Raw genomic sequence first — 15,124 nt, 5'->3', positions numbered from 1 at the left:
GGCGGGTGTCATTCGGATGCGATACGAGTGTCACGCCTACGGGACGTGTGTGCTGTTCATAAGACGCCCGTGCGGTCGTGAAGGCTGTGTGATGGCGACAATCGGTTCACCGTGTTCATGGCGGGTTCAATCGGCTGCCGGTGCGGCGGTGTTGCCCTCGCCCGAAGGGGAACCAGTGACTCCGGCAGCGTCGGCAGTGGCGGCGGCGTGGCGCCTGCGTACGGTGACGAAGGCGACCGCGGCTCCCGCCGCGAGCAGCACCCCGGTTCCGGTGGCCAACACCGGGGCCGACAGCGCGCCGCCGGAGTCATCCGAGCCATCGGCATCCCCGGGCGCGGCGGCGGCGACCGGCGACGCGGACCCTTCCGCGGTAGGCGTGGCGGTCGGCTCGCTGCCCAGGTCGGGCAGGGGCGGCAGCTTCGCGTCCGCGTTGGTGGCGACGGCCAGCGAGAGGGGGTCCATGGCAGTCCCCTCCTGGTACATGCTGTTGAACGCCTTCGCACCATCCTTGGTGAGCCTGGTGGGCGCCTCCGTCACGGCGAGCAGCCCGTCCTTCGGTGTGGTGCCCAGCAACGCCTTGGCGTCGAAGGTGGCCAACGGTACGGCGCGGCGGGTCGCCCCCTCGGTGGTCACATCCGCCAAGAGCGTGCCCCGGCCATCGGCGACTCGGGCCCGCATACCGCTCAGCGCCAGGTCTAGACGATCGCCGGTGAAGTGCGTACGGCCGATGAAGGTGGCGTCTAGAGTGCCGGCGCGCTGGTCGTAGGAGCCCTTGCCGGTCGGGAAGCGGAAGAGCGCGCCGCCGTCCTGGGCTCCTTGCGACAGCTTCCAAGCACCCTTGGCAATGGGCCCGGTGACGTACTCCCGGAAGGTGCGGCGCACCCCCCAGTCGAGGGCGGCGTCCTGGATCTTCCCAACGGTCTTGCCCTTGGCGTCTCCCTCGGGCTTGCCCTTGGATGTGGGCTCGTTCTTGTCCTTGTCCTTGGCCTTGCCGTTTGGACCGTCCTTGGCCTTGCCGTTTGGATCGTCGTCGCCCTGCTGGTCGGGTTTCTCGGACGTCATGTCGGCCGACAGGCTGAGCGGGTCGAGTTGGGTGCCTGCCGTGTAGTACCCAGCGAAGGCCTGGGCCCCACGCGCGGTGAGCGTGGTCGGAATGGAGTTGAGCACCACGGCGGTGCCACCCCCGCGCATGTTCACCCCGGACAGGTCGAGCGACGCCAGCGGCACCTGACTGGTGTGGGTCACCGTGCCGGTGCCCTTGGCCTTGCTCACCATGTCCGCGTACAGGGTGCCGCTGCCAGCAGTGGAGGTACGCACCGTCAACCGGCTCATCCGCAGGTCCAGTTCGTACGCGCCGTCCGGCTTGCGGTGCCCGACAAAGCGCACCCCACCGGAGAACGCCGCGCTGAAGGAGCCGCTGCCCGGGTCGTACGAGCCCTGCGCGGAGTGGAAGCGGAACTGGCTCTCCCCCACCGTTGCGGCGCCGCCATCAAGGCTCCAACTGCCCTGGGCGATGGGCCCGGTGACATACCGTTGGAAGGAGGACTTCAGGCCCCAGTCGAGCCGACCGCCGGAGACCGTGCGGTCCGCCGCATGTGCGCTGGTGGCGGGTGACAGCGCGCCGAGCAGTCCGGCAAGCAGCACGAGCACACCGGCACGGGTCCAACTGGCTGGCAGCATCGGATGCCCCTCCCGGACGTAGCGACTCAGGTAAGGCTAACCTAAGCTACTGCTCGACCTGGGTGAAACCCCGGGGTGGGTGAGCCGGTAGCAGGACAACCGCGCAGGACAACAGGACAAGACGACAGAGAGGCGAAAACGTGCAGCAACGGCAGTCGGCGGGGACGTCGGCCCGTGTCCCGCGCCTCGTCGGCGCCCTCGTCACGACGCTGGCGCTCGCACTCGGGCTCACCGGTTGCGGCGGCTCGGGCGGTGGCTCGGGCAGCGGCTCTGACGGTGCGAAGGGTCCGGGCAACACGGCGGGGGCGCGGCAAGCGGAAGCGCTGGAACCGCTGGCGGGCCGGCCCGCTTCGCACCTCCCGGCGACCGTCACCTCGGCCGATGGGCACCGCACCACCGTGCGCAGCACGGAACGGATCGTGCCGCTGACCGGCTCCCTCGCGGAGATCGTGTTCACCATCGGCCTCGGCGACAAGGTCGTCGGCCGGGACATCACCGCCGACTTCACACAGGCCAAGGATCTGCCGGTGGTGACCCGTGCGCACGATGTGTCGGCGGAGAACGTGCTCTCGCTGAAGCCAACCCTCGTCCTCGCCGACACCAGCACGGGCCCGAGCGAGGCCATCGACCAGATACGGGACGCCGGCGTGCCGTTGGTCATCCTTGAGCCCGCGAAGAAGCTCGGCGATGTCGGCACCCGGATCGACGCGGTGGCCGCCGCGTTGGGCGTTCCCGCCGCCGGAGACACGTTGCGGCAGCGTACCGAGCGGCGCATCGACGCCGTACGCACGAAAATCAAGCGCCCGGCGGACGGCAAGCGCCCGCGCGTGGCCTTCTTGTACGTACGCGGCTCGGCCGCCGTGTACCTGCTGGGCGGACGCGACTCGGGAGCGAGTTCGCTCCTTGAGGCCGCGGGCGCGCTGGACGCCGGCAAGGAATCGGGCCTGAAGAAGGACTTCACGCCGATCACCAGCGAGGCCCTGGCGAAGGCCGCCCCGGACGCCATCCTCGTGATGACCAAGGGACTTGACTCGGTCGATGGCGTGGACGGGCTGTTGAAGCTGCCGGGCGTCGCCGAGACGCCAGCCGGCCTTGACCGCCGCGTCGTCTCCATCGAGGACGGCACGTTGCTCAACTACGGCCCGCGCACTGACCAGGTGCTGCGCTCGCTCGTGGACCAGTTGTACGAGGACGCCGCGTGACGGTGTCGGCCCAGCCACCGCACTCCCCCGGGCAGGCCGCGGACGCCGACACCCCGTCGCCCGCCGACGATGCCAACCGGCCAGCCACCCGCGAGCAACGGCCCAAGCCCGCGGTGCCGCAAGCCGTGGCCGACGCTGCCCTTGACGTTGCGCCCGACAAAGCGTCCCAAGACGCGCCCGGTGCCGCACCGGCCAGGCGGCGGCGCGGACGGGCCGCCACGCTGACGTTGGGGCTCGCCGTGGGGCTGCTCACGCTGTCGCTGATCTCCGCGGGGACCGGCGCGTACGACATTGCGGTGGGTGACATCGTCGGCTCGGTGCAGCACCGCATGGGCCTGGGCGGCAGCGCGTTGGACCGGGTCGGCGAGAGCGTCCTGTGGAACGTACGGCTGCCGCGGGTCGTCCTCGCCCTGCTCGTTGGGGCGTCGCTGGGCTGCGCGGGCGCGCTGATGCAGGGCGGCTTCGGCAACCCGCTGGCCGAGCCCGGGGTGATCGGCATCTCGGCGGGTGCCGCCGTTGGCGCGGTGGGCTCCATCGCGATGGAGCTGACCTTCCTCGGCGACTGGACGGTCACCGCCTGCGCCTTCGTCTCCGGGCTGTTGACGGTGCTGCTCGTCTACGTCCTCGCGCGCTCCGATGGCCGAACCGAGGTCGTCACCCTCATTCTCACCGGCATCGCCGTCAACGCCTTCGCGGGCGCCCTGATCGGCCTGTCCGTGTTCTTCGCCGACAACGCGCAGCTCACCCAGATCACGTTCTGGCAGCTCGGCAGCCTCTCCCAGGCCACCTGGCCGAAGGTGCTCGCGGTGCTGCCCTGTGCGGCGGTCGGGCTGTTCCTCGCGCCGCTGTTCGCCCGCAAGCTGGACCTGCTCTCGCTCGGGGAGCGCCCGGCCCGTCATCTGGGCGTTGATGTGGAGCGGTTGCGGCTGACCGTGGTGGTGCTGGTGGCGCTGCTTACGGCCGCCGCCGTCGCCGTCGCCGGCATCATCACCTTCGTCGGGCTGCTTGTGCCGCACCTGCTGCGGATGGCCGCAGGGCCCGGGCATCGCTTCTTGGTGCCCGGCAGCGCCCTGGGCGGCGCGGTGGTGCTGGTCGGCGCGGACTTGGCGGCGCGTACCGTGGCCAACCCCGCCGAGCTTCCGCTGGGCGTGTTGACCGCGCTGTTCGGCAGCCCGTTCTTCTTTTGGCTGCTCCGCAGGACCCGGCGCAGGCAAGGAGGCTGGGCATGAGCGTACGCACCCTCGCGGCCCTGTTGACCCGGCGCACCCGGCAGCTTCCGGGCCGCCCTGCGCCGGGCGATCTCGTCGCCGATGTACGGGACGTGCGGGTCACCCTCGGGGGCCGCCGGGTGCTTACCGATGTGTGCCTTGAGATCAGGGCGGGCCAGGTGCTCGCCCTGGTCGGGCCGAACGGGGCGGGCAAGTCCACGCTGCTGGCCGCGCTCGCCGCCGATCTGCCTGCCGAATCCGGCACCGTACGCATCGATGGCCGCCTTGCCGCCGACTGGAGCCCGCCCGAACTGGCGCTGCGGCGCGCCGTGTTGCCCCAGTCCGCCGCGCTGTCCTTTCCGTTCACGGTGGAGGAGGTGGTGCGCATGGGCCGCGCCCCGTGGGCGGGCACCCGCGCGGAGGATGAGGACGACCCGGCGGTGGCGTCGGCCATGGCGACCACCGAGGTCGCCGAGTTCGCGCAGCGGTCCTTCGGTGCCCTCTCCGGCGGCGAACGCGCCCGGGTCGCGCTGGCCAGGGTGCTCGCCCAGCGGGCGCCGCTGCTGCTGCTCGACGAGCCGACCGCCGCACTCGACCTGCGTCACCAGGAGTTGGTGTTGCGGGTGTGCCAGGAGCGGGCCGCGGCGGGGGACGCGGTCGTCGTGGTCCTGCACGACCTGGGGCTCGCGGCGGCGTACGCGGACCATGCCGCCGTGCTGCACGAGGGCAGCGTCGCAGCCGATGGGCCGCCGGGCGAGGTGTTCGACGCGAAGTTGCTCTCCAGCGTGTATCGGCAGCCGGTGGAGGTGCTGCCGCATCCGCGGACCGGAACTCCGCTCGTACTGCCGCGCCGTGACGTCCAGCGTGGCGAGCCGCGGCCCTGACACCGGTCCCCGGGCTTGGGTCCTCGCGTGCCCCGTATAGGGTTGCGCCGTTCGTGGCGTCCTCGATGGAGAACGAGGCGCACCCGAAGGAGCAGGAGCACCATGACTGGAAGGTTGCCCCGCCTGGAGTTGACGGCTCTGACGGCCGCGGCGCTGCTGATGCTGACCGGGTGCATGACGGTGCACGGCGAGCGGGAGGTCATCCCGGCGGTGAGCAAGGAGGAGGCCCCCAAGGTCCTCAAGGCGTTCACCGACACGTACAACAAGGCGTGGCGGACGGCCGATCCGGAGCTGATCTCCCAGGCCGAGACGGGCCCACTCCTCGCGATCGGCAAGGCGGATCTGACGGCGGAACGCAAGGTTCGTCCCAAGGGCAACCCGCAGGCGGGCGCGCTGGAGCTGAAGAACGCCCGGTTCACCATCCCCAAGCAGGCGGGCTGGCCGAAGTTCTTCGTCGCCGACGCGGACAGCAACCGAGGCACCGACCGTTGGATGCTGCTGTTCACCCGCAACGACATGGACGAGCCGTGGCGGGCCGCCTATCTGTCGCTGCTCAGCGACGACGAGGTGCCCGACTTCGCGCTGGACGGCGACGGCTTCGCCAAACCGGTGCAAACGGGCGCCAATTCGGGCCTTGTGGTACGGCCGGACCAGCTCAGTTCGTCCTACGCCGACTACCTGATGACGGGCAAGGGCTCGACGTTCGCCGACGGGGCGGCCACCTCCGCGCTGCGGGCGGAGCGCAAGAGGCATCTGCGTACCCCGAAATACTGGACGGAGTACATCGACACCCCGGCGCACGGCGCCGACTTCGCGCCGGCGGGGCTACGCACCAAGGACGGCGGCGGCGTGGTCTTCTTCGCCTCGGACCACCGGCAAAAGCAGACCGTGGCCAAGGGATACCGGCCCACCCCGCCCGAGCGCGTCGAGGCGGTCATGACCGGCAAGGCCCGCAAGGCGGTCACGCTCACCCGGGTCTTCGAGTCCTCGGTGCACGTCCCGGCCAAGGGCGCCGCGGACCGCAAGGTGGTCTTCCTCAACCGGCTTGAGGGCGTCACGGCGGCGAAGGGCGAATAGGCGAAGGGCCGGTAGCAGCGCGAGAGCGTTGCTACCGCGCCGCCGCTGGGCGCTGCGCCGCTGGCGGGGCCCGGCGTCCAGGGGGCGCTCCAGTAGCGGCAGTGATCGGTGGTAGGTAGGCGGTAGGCAGCAGCCAGCGCAGGGTGGTCGGCGGCCGGCGAGCGCCGGTCTGTCGTACCAGCCGGACGGCGCCGGCTCGCGATGCTGGCCGATGGTGCCGGTTCGCGCCCTGGCGCCGGCGGCTTCGAGGGCGCTCAGCGGCCGATCGGCCAGGCCGCCGTCTCGTGGTCCGCGTCATCGCTCGCGTACAGCGCACACGCGTCGGTGAGGGTCTCCAGCAAGGTCAGCGGGTCAGGCAGCGGGCGCTCGGGGCCGAGCAGCCAGGCGACGCGCCCATCACTCGGTAGGCGCGCGGGCGGCACCAGCACATAGCTCCCCCGGCAGTGCCAGCGCAGCCCCGGGTGCTCGTCCATGGTCTCGGGGTGACAGTCCAGTTCGCACGGCCACCACTCGTCCTCGTCGGCCGGGGTGCCGCGGGTCGCGGTGAAAAAGAGCATCCGGTCCGGGCTGCACGTGGCGACGGGGCCGACCTCGATGCCCGCCGCGCCCAGCCGCTCCAGGGCGTGCCGCCCGGCGTCCGCCGGCACGTCGAGCACGTCGTGCGCCATGCCGGTGGCGGTGATGAAATTGGCCTCGGGTTGGGTCCGCAGCCACTGGGTGACGCGCTCCGCATCGGTCGTGGCCTGGGTCTGCCAGCCGAAGGACACGGGGTGCCGGGCCGGGGTGGGACAGCCAACGCGGTCACAGGAACAGCGGTAGCCGGCGGGGTACGCGGCCGGGGCGAGTGGGAAGTCAGCGGTCGCCGCGGCCAACAGCAGATCCTCGCGTGAGCCCCCGGCGCCGGCGGCCGGGTCCGTATCGGCGCCCGATCCGCCCCTGGGTCGGCGCAGCCACTGGGAGAACCTGCCTTTGCGTTCCATCTATCCCCTCGCTTCGCCACTGTCCTGAGATCAATGCTGCCACCATCCTGCGCCCCAGGTGACCGCGGTGCGGAGCCGGGGGCGCAGAGACTATCCCCTTGCCGGGTGCCAAGAGCAGGCAGATCACGATTTTTGACCCTAGCGTTTTACTTATGATCACTCGGACCGTTGTGACGGCCGTCATCACGCTGTCCTTGAGCGTTCCCCTATCGACAGCGACCACTAGTGCACCCGCGCGCCCCGGCGCACACGACGGGGATTGGCTCCTGAGCCGGCAGCGCGAACAGCAGCCGGGGCTGGGATCTTGGCATAGGCCGGGGCCGGCCAACGTGGCCGCGCTGTCGTCCCTGACGTACGTCGCACACCGGGGCGGATCGCCAGGCCACCCCGAGAACAGCATGTCCGCGCTGGACAACGCCTTTCGCGGCGGCGCAGCCCAGGTGCTCGACTTCGACACCCGGATGCTGCGCGATGGCACCCTGGTGGCCCTGCACGACGCGACGCTGGACCGTACGACCGACCGGCAGGGGCCGGTACGGGCGCTGAACGCCAGGCAGTGGAGGCAGGTGCGGCTGCGACCTCGCCCCGGGGCCGGGGACGAGCCCGTGGAGCGACCGCCCACGGTGCGTGAGGTGCTCGACCGGTTCGGTGGTCACTCCGTGCTGATGCTGGAGGTCAAGGACCCGCGCGCACTGCCTGAGCTGGCCCGGATGATCCATGCGCGGGGCCTGACGCGCTCGGTCTTCGTCGCCAGCCGGCGCCCAGCGGTGGCCCGCGCCGTGCACCGCAAGGGGCTGCTCGCCCAGTTGTGGCGGTCGGCCGGGCAGTTGCGCAACGACCGGCCGGAGCGCTGGCGAGGCTTTGTGAGCCTGCTCGACGTGGACCATCGGGCGCGCGCTGGGGACCTGCGGCGCGCGGTCGCATCCGGCATACCGCGCGTATGGGCGCACACGGTGAACACGCCAGCCGACCGCGATCGGGCACTCCGGCTCGGCTGTCAGGGGATCGTCACCGACCTGCTGGCGCTGCTCGCCTCGATTCCGGCGCACAGGAGCTGACCGGCCCGCACAAGGGCTGGCCCGCCCGCACGGGAGCTGACCCGGCCGGGACCGGCTGTTCGGGCGACGACGGCCAGCGGGGGCTATGTCGCCGCGGCGGTCGGTTCGCCCACGGCGGTGAGCCCAGGGCCGGTGCCGGTGCCGGCACCAGGGCCGGTGCCGGTACTGATGCCGTGCAGCACCTGTTCCACGATGGCGTCCGCGTAGGCGTGGCTCATGGGCAGGGTGCGCAGCGACCAGCGGTGAAAGATGGAGCCTACGATCATCTCGACAGTGACCCGCATATCGATGCCGGCGGCGATCTGCCCGGCCTGTTGGGCCACGCGCAGCCGCTCGGTCCAGGCGGCGAGCTGCGGTTCAAGGATGCGGGCGTTGATCTCCGCGCCAAGTTCGGGGTCGTTTTGACTCTCGGCGATCAACGCCCGGGTGGGGAGCGCGTACTTGGGGTCGCCCATCCCATCGACGGTGGCACGAAGGACGGTCTTGAGGTCGGCGGCGAGGTCTCCGGTGTCGGGGAGGACGATTTCCGGCGCCCCGTCGCTCTGGTCGAGGAAGGAGTCGAAGAGCACGGCGGCCTTCGACGGCCACCAGCGATAAATGGTCTGCTTGCCCACGCCCGCGCGGGCCGCGATGGCTTCGATGGTGAGCTTGCCGAAGCCGACCTCGCCTACGAGTTCGAGGGCGGCGTCCAGGATCGCGCGGCGCGAGCGCTCGCTGCGGCGGCTTGAGTCAGGGGCCGTCTTACGGGCCATTCTCTCGGTCATACCCGGCAATGTACCAACTACGAGGCGAGACGTATCGTCTTGACAAGACGTATCGTCTCGCCGAAACTCAGGAGGGTCGCGAGGCGAGTTGTCCCGGGCCGAGGTCACCCGAACCACGGCGACCCGCACCAAGGCCACCCGGCTCGGGCGGCCCCGCGAGAGATCAACCCCGAAGGGCCCCACATGTGCACCAAGAGCAAGGGACTCGCGGGGCTTGGAAGTTTTCCAGCAGTCCAGCAGAACAGAGAGTAGGGAAGTTTTATGAGCAAGGGACGTTCCGGAAGCATGCTCGGCGTCGGCGGCACCCGCTCCAACCTCCCCCGGACCGCCATGCGCGGCGGGCGCGGCAAGCGGGGAGCCCAGGGCGATCTCGACCCGATGGCACAGAAGCGGGAATTGCTGCGCAAACTCCAGGAGAAGAACCAGCCATCGGGCGGGGATGCGGACGCGTGATCCGATCCCGCTCGCCGGGGCCGTTCGGTCCGCGTCTTCGCGCGGCCCGGACGGCCCGGCGCTTCAGCCGTTCCCGCCCCGGCCCGGAGGAACCAGGCGGCGACTGACACAAAAGGGCCATGCGCCGGGGCCCCGCAGACGCCTCGACACACACCAAGTGTGATGGATCGAGCACCACAAGCGACAATTCGCCGAGTAGGGGCAGCATGGGGGTCGATCTGAGTCAGGTGCAAACCATCCTTACGGTCCATGTACACCAGTCCGCCAGGGTGGACGATTTTGATGCGTACGCGACCCGTACGTATCCATCGCCATCGGGAGGAGCTCTCTTTGCGTACATCTCAGCGCCGCGCGACCCCGCGCCGCTACCTGATGTGCTCACCAGCGCACTTCAAGGTCACCTACTCCATCAACCCCTGGATGGACCCGACCAAACCCGTGGACCTCCCGCTCGCGGTCGCGCAGTGGGAGGACCTTCGGGACCGCTACCGCGCGCTCGGTCACACCGTCGAAGAGCTGACCCCCGACCCCGCACTGCCCGACATGGTGTTCGCAGCCAATGGTGCCGTCGTCGTCGAAGGGCGCGTCCTCGGGGCCCGCTTCGCCCATCCCGAGCGCACCGCCGAGGCCGCGGCACATGCCACCTGGTTCCGTACGCACGGCTACGCGGACGTGTACGAGCCGGAGCACATCAACGAGGGCGAGGGCGACTTCGCCGTCACCGCTTCCTGGCTGCTGGCCGGGCGCGGCTTCCGCAGCAGCCCGCTGTCCCATCCCGAGGCCCAGGAGTTCTTTGGCCGCCCGGTCATCGGCCTTGACCTCGTGAACCCCCGCTACTACCACTTGGACACGGCGCTGGCCGTGCTCGACGACTCCACCGACGGCGACATCATGTACTACCCGGGCGCCTTCTCCACCGGCAGTCAGGCCGTACTCGCCCGCCTCTTCCCCGACGCGCTGATCGCCGCCGAGAAGGACGCCGCGGCGTTCGGCCTCAACGCGGTCAGCGACGGCCGCCATGTGCTGCTGCCGCAGGAGGCGGTGGGCCTCTTCGAGCCGCTGCGCGAACGTGGCTACGAACCGATCGGACTCGACCTCGGCGAACTGCTCAAGGGCGGCGGCAGCGTCAAGTGCTGCACTCAGGAGCTGCGATAGCCCTGCATAGCCCCGCATCCGGTCGGTCCCTCACGCACGGCAACCGGGCCGTGCGTACCCGACCCCCGATGGCCCCAGCCTCCCTGGGCACAACAGCTAACCCGCACCCAGCGGGCCAAGCGCGGCTGACCGCCAACCGGCGCTCTTGCACCCGCACCGGGCTCGCCTGATCAGCAGGTCGAGCACCGCTCAGCGCGGGCCCTACGTGCCTGCTCCAACGGGCCCAGCCCACCGCACGAGCGGGTCCGGCCGACACGGCCGGACCCGTCTTCCTACCGCCCCGCTCCCCCACCACAAGTCCGGTCTGTCCCACCGGCCGTTCCCCGACTGGACCGTCCCCCACCGACCGTCCCCGACTGGACCGTCCCCCACCGACCGTCCCCGACTGGACCGTTCCCCACCGATCGCTCCCCACCGATCGTTCCTTACCGGCCGAGGTCACTCGTCGTCGGGTTCCGCCGCCGGGGGCCAGGTGTCCCCCCAGACGGTGTCGCGGGCCGCCCGGTAGAGCAGGCCGTGCCGCTTGGTGACCGTCTCGCGGCGCAGCGCCCCATCGGCCACACACAGGTCGAGCAATACCTGGCCCTTGCGAATCTGCGGATGGCGCACCACGCGGTGCTCCGCCGTCCGGCCGGACACGGCGGGGGTCACGGCCACCACATAGCTGAACTTCTCGTCCTCGTACGGTAGTGAGCCGCCCTTGACCTGCCGGTGGAGCGACGAGCGGCTGACCCGGGCCGCGAAGTGGCACCAGTTGGTGCCGGGGTCGATGGGGCACGCGTCGCTGTGCGGACAGGGCGCGAGTACGGTGAGCCCCGCTTCGATGAGTTGCTCGCGGGCGCGCAGCACCCGTAGATAGCCCTCCGGTGTGCCGGGCTCGATCACCGCTACGGCGCGCCCCGCACCGGCTGCCGCGCCGGTCACCGCCCGCTGGTCGGCCTCGGTCAGCTCGCCGAGTACGTACGAGATGGTGACCAGGTCGGCCGTCTGCGGCAGGGTGAAGCCGGCGCCGATCGGGAGCCGTTGCCAGCGCGCCGCGGCCAACGCCGTGGAGCCGGCTGCGGCGGCCAGTTCACGGCCCAGCGCGAGCGCGGGCTCGGCCCAGTCGTACACGGTGGTCGTGCGCTGCCCATCCGCCCAGGTCGCCGCGGCGGCCCAACTCGCCGCGCCGGTGCCGCCGCCGATGTCGCAGTGTGTTGCGGGCGTCCAGTGCGGGGCGGCGTCCCGGAGCGCGCCCAGTGCGTGCCGTACGGCCTCGAAGGTGGCGGGCATCCGGTACGCGGCGTACGCGGCGACGTCGGACCGGTCCCGCAGCACCGGCGCCGCGGTGGGGGTGTGTCCCCGGTAGTTGCTGATCAGCCGCTCGACGGCCTGGGTGGCCTGCTTCGGCGGGAGCCCGTCCAGGAGGGCGGCGAGGGCGATGCGCAGGGTCTCGCTGGTGACAGGGGGACGGCAGGCGTGCATCCGGTGGAGTTTAGTGCGTGCGGGCTGCCGTCGATGCCACGCTTCGCGCCGGGTTAGGCGGGGGGCTGCGGTGGGCGGTGGGCACGGAGGTGTTTCCGTAGCGCATGGGATGCGTCGGCGTCATGCGCTCCACAGCGGCTCGGGTGCCGACCGGGGCCAAGGGAACTGGCTTCGCGCAGGCCGTCGGGCCTGGCAGATGACGACCGCGGGGGGATACGTGTCAGCCTCCGCTACCGCCCAGCGGGGAGCGTGCCGCTGGTGGGCGCCGCCTCAGAAGCCGAACAGGTCGGCGTCGGTGACGTCGGCGAGATGGGCCAGTGCGTCCCTGAGACTGGAGGGGGCATCGGTGAGGGTGCGGCCGTGCTCCGCCGTGCGCCACAGTGTCGTGCGAACGCGCTTGGAGGAGCGCGTTTGAATCGCCGCCATCACCTGCTGGAGCAGTTGGTCGGCGTCTTGCCACGCCTGTTCGCGCAGCAGGCATTGCAGGAGTCGCGCGTCACTCATCCCGGCGTGACCAACCGTCGTGGTCACCGGACGGTTCACCACCGTCTGGAACACGTCGATGGCCTTGGCCGTTCGCCCTGCCTCCTGGAGCACATGGCCCAGGTGCCCCTCCACCTCCCCGGGAGTCACCCACCATGCCCAGTACGGGTCGTCATCGCGGGTGCCGTCATCCAGTAGTGAGCGTGCGGCCGACAGGGCACGAACCGCCTCCGTCGTACGGCCGACGCCGGCCATGGCCTTTGCCTCGCGGACGCGGAAGATGGCCTCGACCCGGGGCGCGAGACGACCACGCTCCAGCACTCCCTGCGTGATGGCCAATGCCTCTCGATGGTTTCCCACCCACTCACAGCACATCGCGGCGTTCTGCTGGATGAGCCGCTCCATGCACGTATCACCGGAGGAACGAGCCAGGGTGAGCGCCTCCTGATTGGCTCGCCGTGCGGCCGAGTGCAGCTCGGCGTCGAACAGCACCCAGCCGGCCACCTCCGCCAACTCCGCCGCGGCGGCTCGGATATCACGCTCGTACCGAGGGTCGTAATCGGCGTCTTCCAACCTCTTGCGGACGATGCGATACGCCCGCACCGCTGGCTCAGCCACGGGGACACCGAGCGGACCGTTGTCCAGGGCCACAAGTTGCTGTGACGTTTCCCGAATGGCATGGGCGAAGCCGGCCCCCCGGGTCCCGCTGATCCGCAGGGGCGCATCGGAGAACGTCGGCGGCCCAGCTTGCTCGGAGGCTGTCGCCAACGCCACGAGTTCGCCAGTCGCGTTCAACACGTGGCCCAGGGCTTCGGCGAATTGCCGTGAAGGCGCTTGCTTACCTGCGAGGACTCGACATAAGTAGGCCGGGTCGTAGATCATCTTGCGCGACACCGCGCGCATCGAAAGCCCCTGATCACGCAGCAGTTGTTCGACGCGTCGGGCGAAAGCACGACTTCCCATCCGCCTACGGTACTCGTCGCCGTTGGTCACCCATTGATCACCACGTGTGGTGGTCGATCAACAGGCATCTCCTGAGCAAGTCGGAGCTTGGCAGTTCCCGTGCGTGACGAGGCCGTCCGACCCCGCCACCGCGGCGCCCCAAGGGTGTGGGCCACGCTCGGGGCGCCAGGGCCAGGGCTCAGTCCTTGGTCGGGCTGCCCGCCACGGGGGCCATCGGCTGGGCCCGCATCATCTCGCTACCGTTCGCCCTGCGCTGCCACGGACGGCACAGCCCCACGAAACAGGCGGCTGCGGCGAACGTGCATCCGACCTGCACCAACGTCATCGGCACCGCCGTGTCCTCACCCGCGATGCCGACCAGCGGCGAGGCGATGGCACCAATCAGGAAGGAGGTCGTGCCAAGGAGGGCAGAGGCGGAACCGGCGGCGTGCGGCGTACGCATCAGGGCCTGGGCGTTGGTGTTGGGCATCACCAGGCCCATCGCGGACATCAGCACGAACAGCCCCACGGACATCGGCACCAGACCGACCGCACCGAATACACCGGACGCCATGAGCAGCAACGCCACCGAGGCCGCCATGATCACCGCGAGGCCCACGGTCACCGCCTTGTCAAGGCTGACCCGGCCGACGAGCACCTTGCCGTTGAGCTGGCCGATCGCCACCAGGCCGATCGAGTTCACGCCGAACAGCAGGCTGAAGGTCTGCGGCGAGGCCCCGTAGATCTCCTGGATAACAAAGGCGGACCCGGAGACGTACGCGAAGAGCGCCGCGAAGGCGAAGCTGCCCGCGAGCGTGTAGCCGGTGAAGACCCGGTCGGCGAGCAGCCCGCGCATGGTGTGCAGCGTCTGGCTCAGGCCACCGGTGTGCCGCCGCTCGGGCGGCAGGGTCTCATCGAGGCGGCGCCAGACGACCACGGTGAGCAGGATGCCGATGACGGTCAGGACGACGAAGACCCCGCGCCAGTCGGTGAGTTGCAACACCTGCCCGCCGATCACCGGCGCGATGATCGGTGCGACGCCCGAGATCAGCATCAGCGTGGAGAAGAAGCGGGCCATTTCCACGCCGTCATACAGGTCACGTACGACCGCCCGTGCGATCACGATGCCCGCGGCGCCCGCCAGCCCCTGGAGCAGCCGGAAGACGATGAGCAGTTCCGCGTTCGGGGCGAACGCGCAGATGGCGGTGGCGATGACGTAGATCACCATGCCGACGAGCAGCGGACGGCGCCGCCCCCAGCGGTCGCTCATGGGTCCGACGACGAGCTGTCCGAGCGCCATGCCCAACAAACACGCGGTCAGCGTGAGCTGCACGGTGGCGGCGGGACTGTGCAGCGCGTCGGTCACCTCCGGCAGCGCCGGGAGGTACATGTCCATGGAGAGCGGCGGAAGCGCGGTGAGGCCGCCGAGGATGAGAGTGACCAGCAGGCTGGTCCGGCGCTGGGCGGCGAGCTGCGGCGTGACGGGTGCGGCCGACGCCGTCGCGGCGTGCGAGGCGCGCTGACCGGGCACGGCCGGCACGCCGGGGTGCGATCCGGAGGCGGTGTTTTCCCAGTTTCCGGAGTGGTCCGGGTTTCCCGCGTGACCCGAGTTTCCCGAGTGGCCCGAGCGCGTCGGTGGGCCGGGTATGACGGGGTCGGCGGTGGCGGCCGGGGCATCGGCGACGCCGGCCGGGGCGTCGGGAACGGTAGCGGTGGCGGGGTTGTCGGTGAGCTCGGCCGTTCGCGGGCCGGGGTCCGTCATGCGTGACTCCAT

Annotated in this window: 13 protein-coding genes; 7 read left to right on the top strand and 6 right to left on the bottom strand. The window is 70.6% G+C overall.

Going from position 1 to position 15,124, the window contains the following annotated elements:
• Positions 1–126 precede the first annotated feature (126 nt).
• The gene (locus FHS42_RS01490) at positions 127–1,680 is read right to left on the bottom strand and encodes an HtaA domain-containing protein (protein WP_184568630.1); all 1,554 of its coding nucleotides are present in this window, start codon (positions 1,678–1,680) and stop codon (positions 127–129) included.
• Between the two features lie 140 nt (positions 1,681–1,820).
• On the opposite strand from FHS42_RS01490, the gene FHS42_RS01485 reads away from it, so the two are divergent.
• From FHS42_RS01485 to FHS42_RS01470, 4 genes are all read left to right on the top strand, one after another.
• Complete coding sequence (locus FHS42_RS01485; RefSeq protein ID WP_184568629.1) at positions 1,821–2,882, top strand: heme/hemin ABC transporter substrate-binding protein; 1,062 nt, start codon at positions 1,821–1,823, stop codon at positions 2,880–2,882.
• 125 nt (positions 2,883–3,007) lie between these two features.
• Positions 3,008–4,111: a FecCD family ABC transporter permease gene (locus FHS42_RS01480; RefSeq protein WP_184569028.1), complete on the top strand. Its 1,104-nt coding sequence runs from the start codon at positions 3,008–3,010 to the stop codon at positions 4,109–4,111.
• On the top strand, positions 4,108–4,974 hold the full coding sequence (locus FHS42_RS01475; protein ID WP_184568628.1) for a heme ABC transporter ATP-binding protein: 867 nt from the start codon (positions 4,108–4,110) through the stop codon (positions 4,972–4,974). Before FHS42_RS01480 ends, FHS42_RS01475 begins: the two co-directional genes overlap by 4 nt.
• A gap of 102 nt (positions 4,975–5,076) precedes the next feature.
• Positions 5,077–6,051, top strand: a complete 975-nt coding sequence (locus FHS42_RS01470; protein WP_246494098.1) for an SCO2278 family lipoprotein — start codon at positions 5,077–5,079, stop codon at positions 6,049–6,051.
• Positions 6,052–6,305: 254 nt separating this feature from the next.
• On the opposite strand, the gene FHS42_RS01465 is transcribed toward FHS42_RS01470, so the two are convergent.
• Positions 6,306–7,031, bottom strand: coding sequence for a bifunctional DNA primase/polymerase (locus FHS42_RS01465; protein ID WP_184568627.1), 726 nt, complete (start codon positions 7,029–7,031; stop codon positions 6,306–6,308).
• A 152-nt stretch (positions 7,032–7,183) separates the two neighbouring features.
• Between FHS42_RS01465 and FHS42_RS01460 the strand changes: the two genes are divergently transcribed.
• Entirely contained in the window at positions 7,184–8,089 is a 906-nt protein-coding gene (locus FHS42_RS01460; RefSeq protein ID WP_184568626.1) for a glycerophosphodiester phosphodiesterase, read from the top strand.
• Between the two features lie 83 nt (positions 8,090–8,172).
• Here the strand turns inward: FHS42_RS01460 and FHS42_RS01455 are convergent, their stop codons facing one another.
• Entirely contained in the window at positions 8,173–8,841 is a 669-nt protein-coding gene (locus FHS42_RS01455; protein ID WP_184569026.1) for a TetR/AcrR family transcriptional regulator, read from the bottom strand.
• A gap of 273 nt (positions 8,842–9,114) precedes the next feature.
• Between FHS42_RS01455 and FHS42_RS01450 the strand changes: the two genes are divergently transcribed.
• Together FHS42_RS01450 and ddaH are read left to right on the top strand one after the other, a co-directional pair.
• Positions 9,115–9,306, top strand: a complete 192-nt coding sequence (locus tag FHS42_RS01450) for a DUF6243 family protein (RefSeq protein ID WP_184568625.1) — start codon at positions 9,115–9,117, stop codon at positions 9,304–9,306.
• Positions 9,307–9,636: 330 nt separating this feature from the next.
• Positions 9,637–10,461, top strand: coding sequence for a dimethylargininase (gene ddaH / locus FHS42_RS01445; RefSeq protein WP_376772496.1), 825 nt, complete (start codon positions 9,637–9,639; stop codon positions 10,459–10,461).
• Between the two features lie 438 nt (positions 10,462–10,899).
• On the opposite strand, the gene FHS42_RS01440 is transcribed toward ddaH, so the two are convergent.
• From FHS42_RS01440 to FHS42_RS01430, 3 genes are all read right to left on the bottom strand, one after another.
• On the bottom strand, positions 10,900–11,925 hold the full coding sequence (locus FHS42_RS01440; RefSeq protein WP_184568624.1) for a small ribosomal subunit Rsm22 family protein: 1,026 nt from the start codon (positions 11,923–11,925) through the stop codon (positions 10,900–10,902).
• Positions 11,926–12,195: 270 nt separating this feature from the next.
• Positions 12,196–13,371: a helix-turn-helix domain-containing protein gene (locus FHS42_RS01435; RefSeq protein ID WP_184568623.1), complete on the bottom strand. Its 1,176-nt coding sequence runs from the start codon at positions 13,369–13,371 to the stop codon at positions 12,196–12,198.
• A 178-nt stretch (positions 13,372–13,549) separates the two neighbouring features.
• Positions 13,550–15,112 carry a Bcr/CflA family multidrug efflux MFS transporter gene (locus tag FHS42_RS01430; protein WP_246494097.1) on the bottom strand — a complete coding sequence of 521 codons (1,563 nt, stop codon included), beginning with the start codon at positions 15,110–15,112 and terminating at the stop codon, positions 13,550–13,552.
• Positions 15,113–15,124: the final 12 nt, after the last annotated feature.

Source organism: Streptomyces zagrosensis, assembly GCF_014203645.1.
Classification (GTDB): Bacteria; Actinomycetota; Actinomycetes; order Streptomycetales; family Streptomycetaceae; genus Streptomyces; species Streptomyces zagrosensis.
The sequence above is the reverse complement of the archived record's forward strand: the minus strand, read 5'-3'. Positions and strand labels throughout refer to the sequence as shown.

Bases quoted from the DNA above. Each gene is read 5' to 3' on its own strand.
- FHS42_RS01430 (WP_246494097.1), bottom strand. From the start codon at position 15,112: ATGACGGACCCCGGCCCGCGAACGGCCGAGCTCACCGACAACCCCGCC.
- FHS42_RS01435 (WP_184568623.1), bottom strand. From the start codon at position 13,371: ATGGGAAGTCGTGCTTTCGCCCGACGCGTCGAACAACTGCTGCGTGAT.
- FHS42_RS01460 (WP_184568626.1), top strand. From the start codon at position 7,184: ATGATCACTCGGACCGTTGTGACGGCCGTCATCACGCTGTCCTTGAGC.
- FHS42_RS01465 (WP_184568627.1), bottom strand. From the start codon at position 7,031: ATGGAACGCAAAGGCAGGTTCTCCCAGTGGCTGCGCCGACCCAGGGGC.
- FHS42_RS01440 (WP_184568624.1), bottom strand. From the start codon at position 11,925: ATGCACGCCTGCCGTCCCCCTGTCACCAGCGAGACCCTGCGCATCGCC.
- FHS42_RS01455 (WP_184569026.1), bottom strand. From the start codon at position 8,841: ATGGCCCGTAAGACGGCCCCTGACTCAAGCCGCCGCAGCGAGCGCTCG.
- FHS42_RS01475 (WP_184568628.1), top strand. From the start codon at position 4,108: ATGAGCGTACGCACCCTCGCGGCCCTGTTGACCCGGCGCACCCGGCAG.
- FHS42_RS01450 (WP_184568625.1), top strand. From the start codon at position 9,115: ATGAGCAAGGGACGTTCCGGAAGCATGCTCGGCGTCGGCGGCACCCGC.
- FHS42_RS01490 (WP_184568630.1), bottom strand. From the start codon at position 1,680: ATGCTGCCAGCCAGTTGGACCCGTGCCGGTGTGCTCGTGCTGCTTGCC.
- FHS42_RS01470 (WP_246494098.1), top strand. From the start codon at position 5,077: ATGACTGGAAGGTTGCCCCGCCTGGAGTTGACGGCTCTGACGGCCGCG.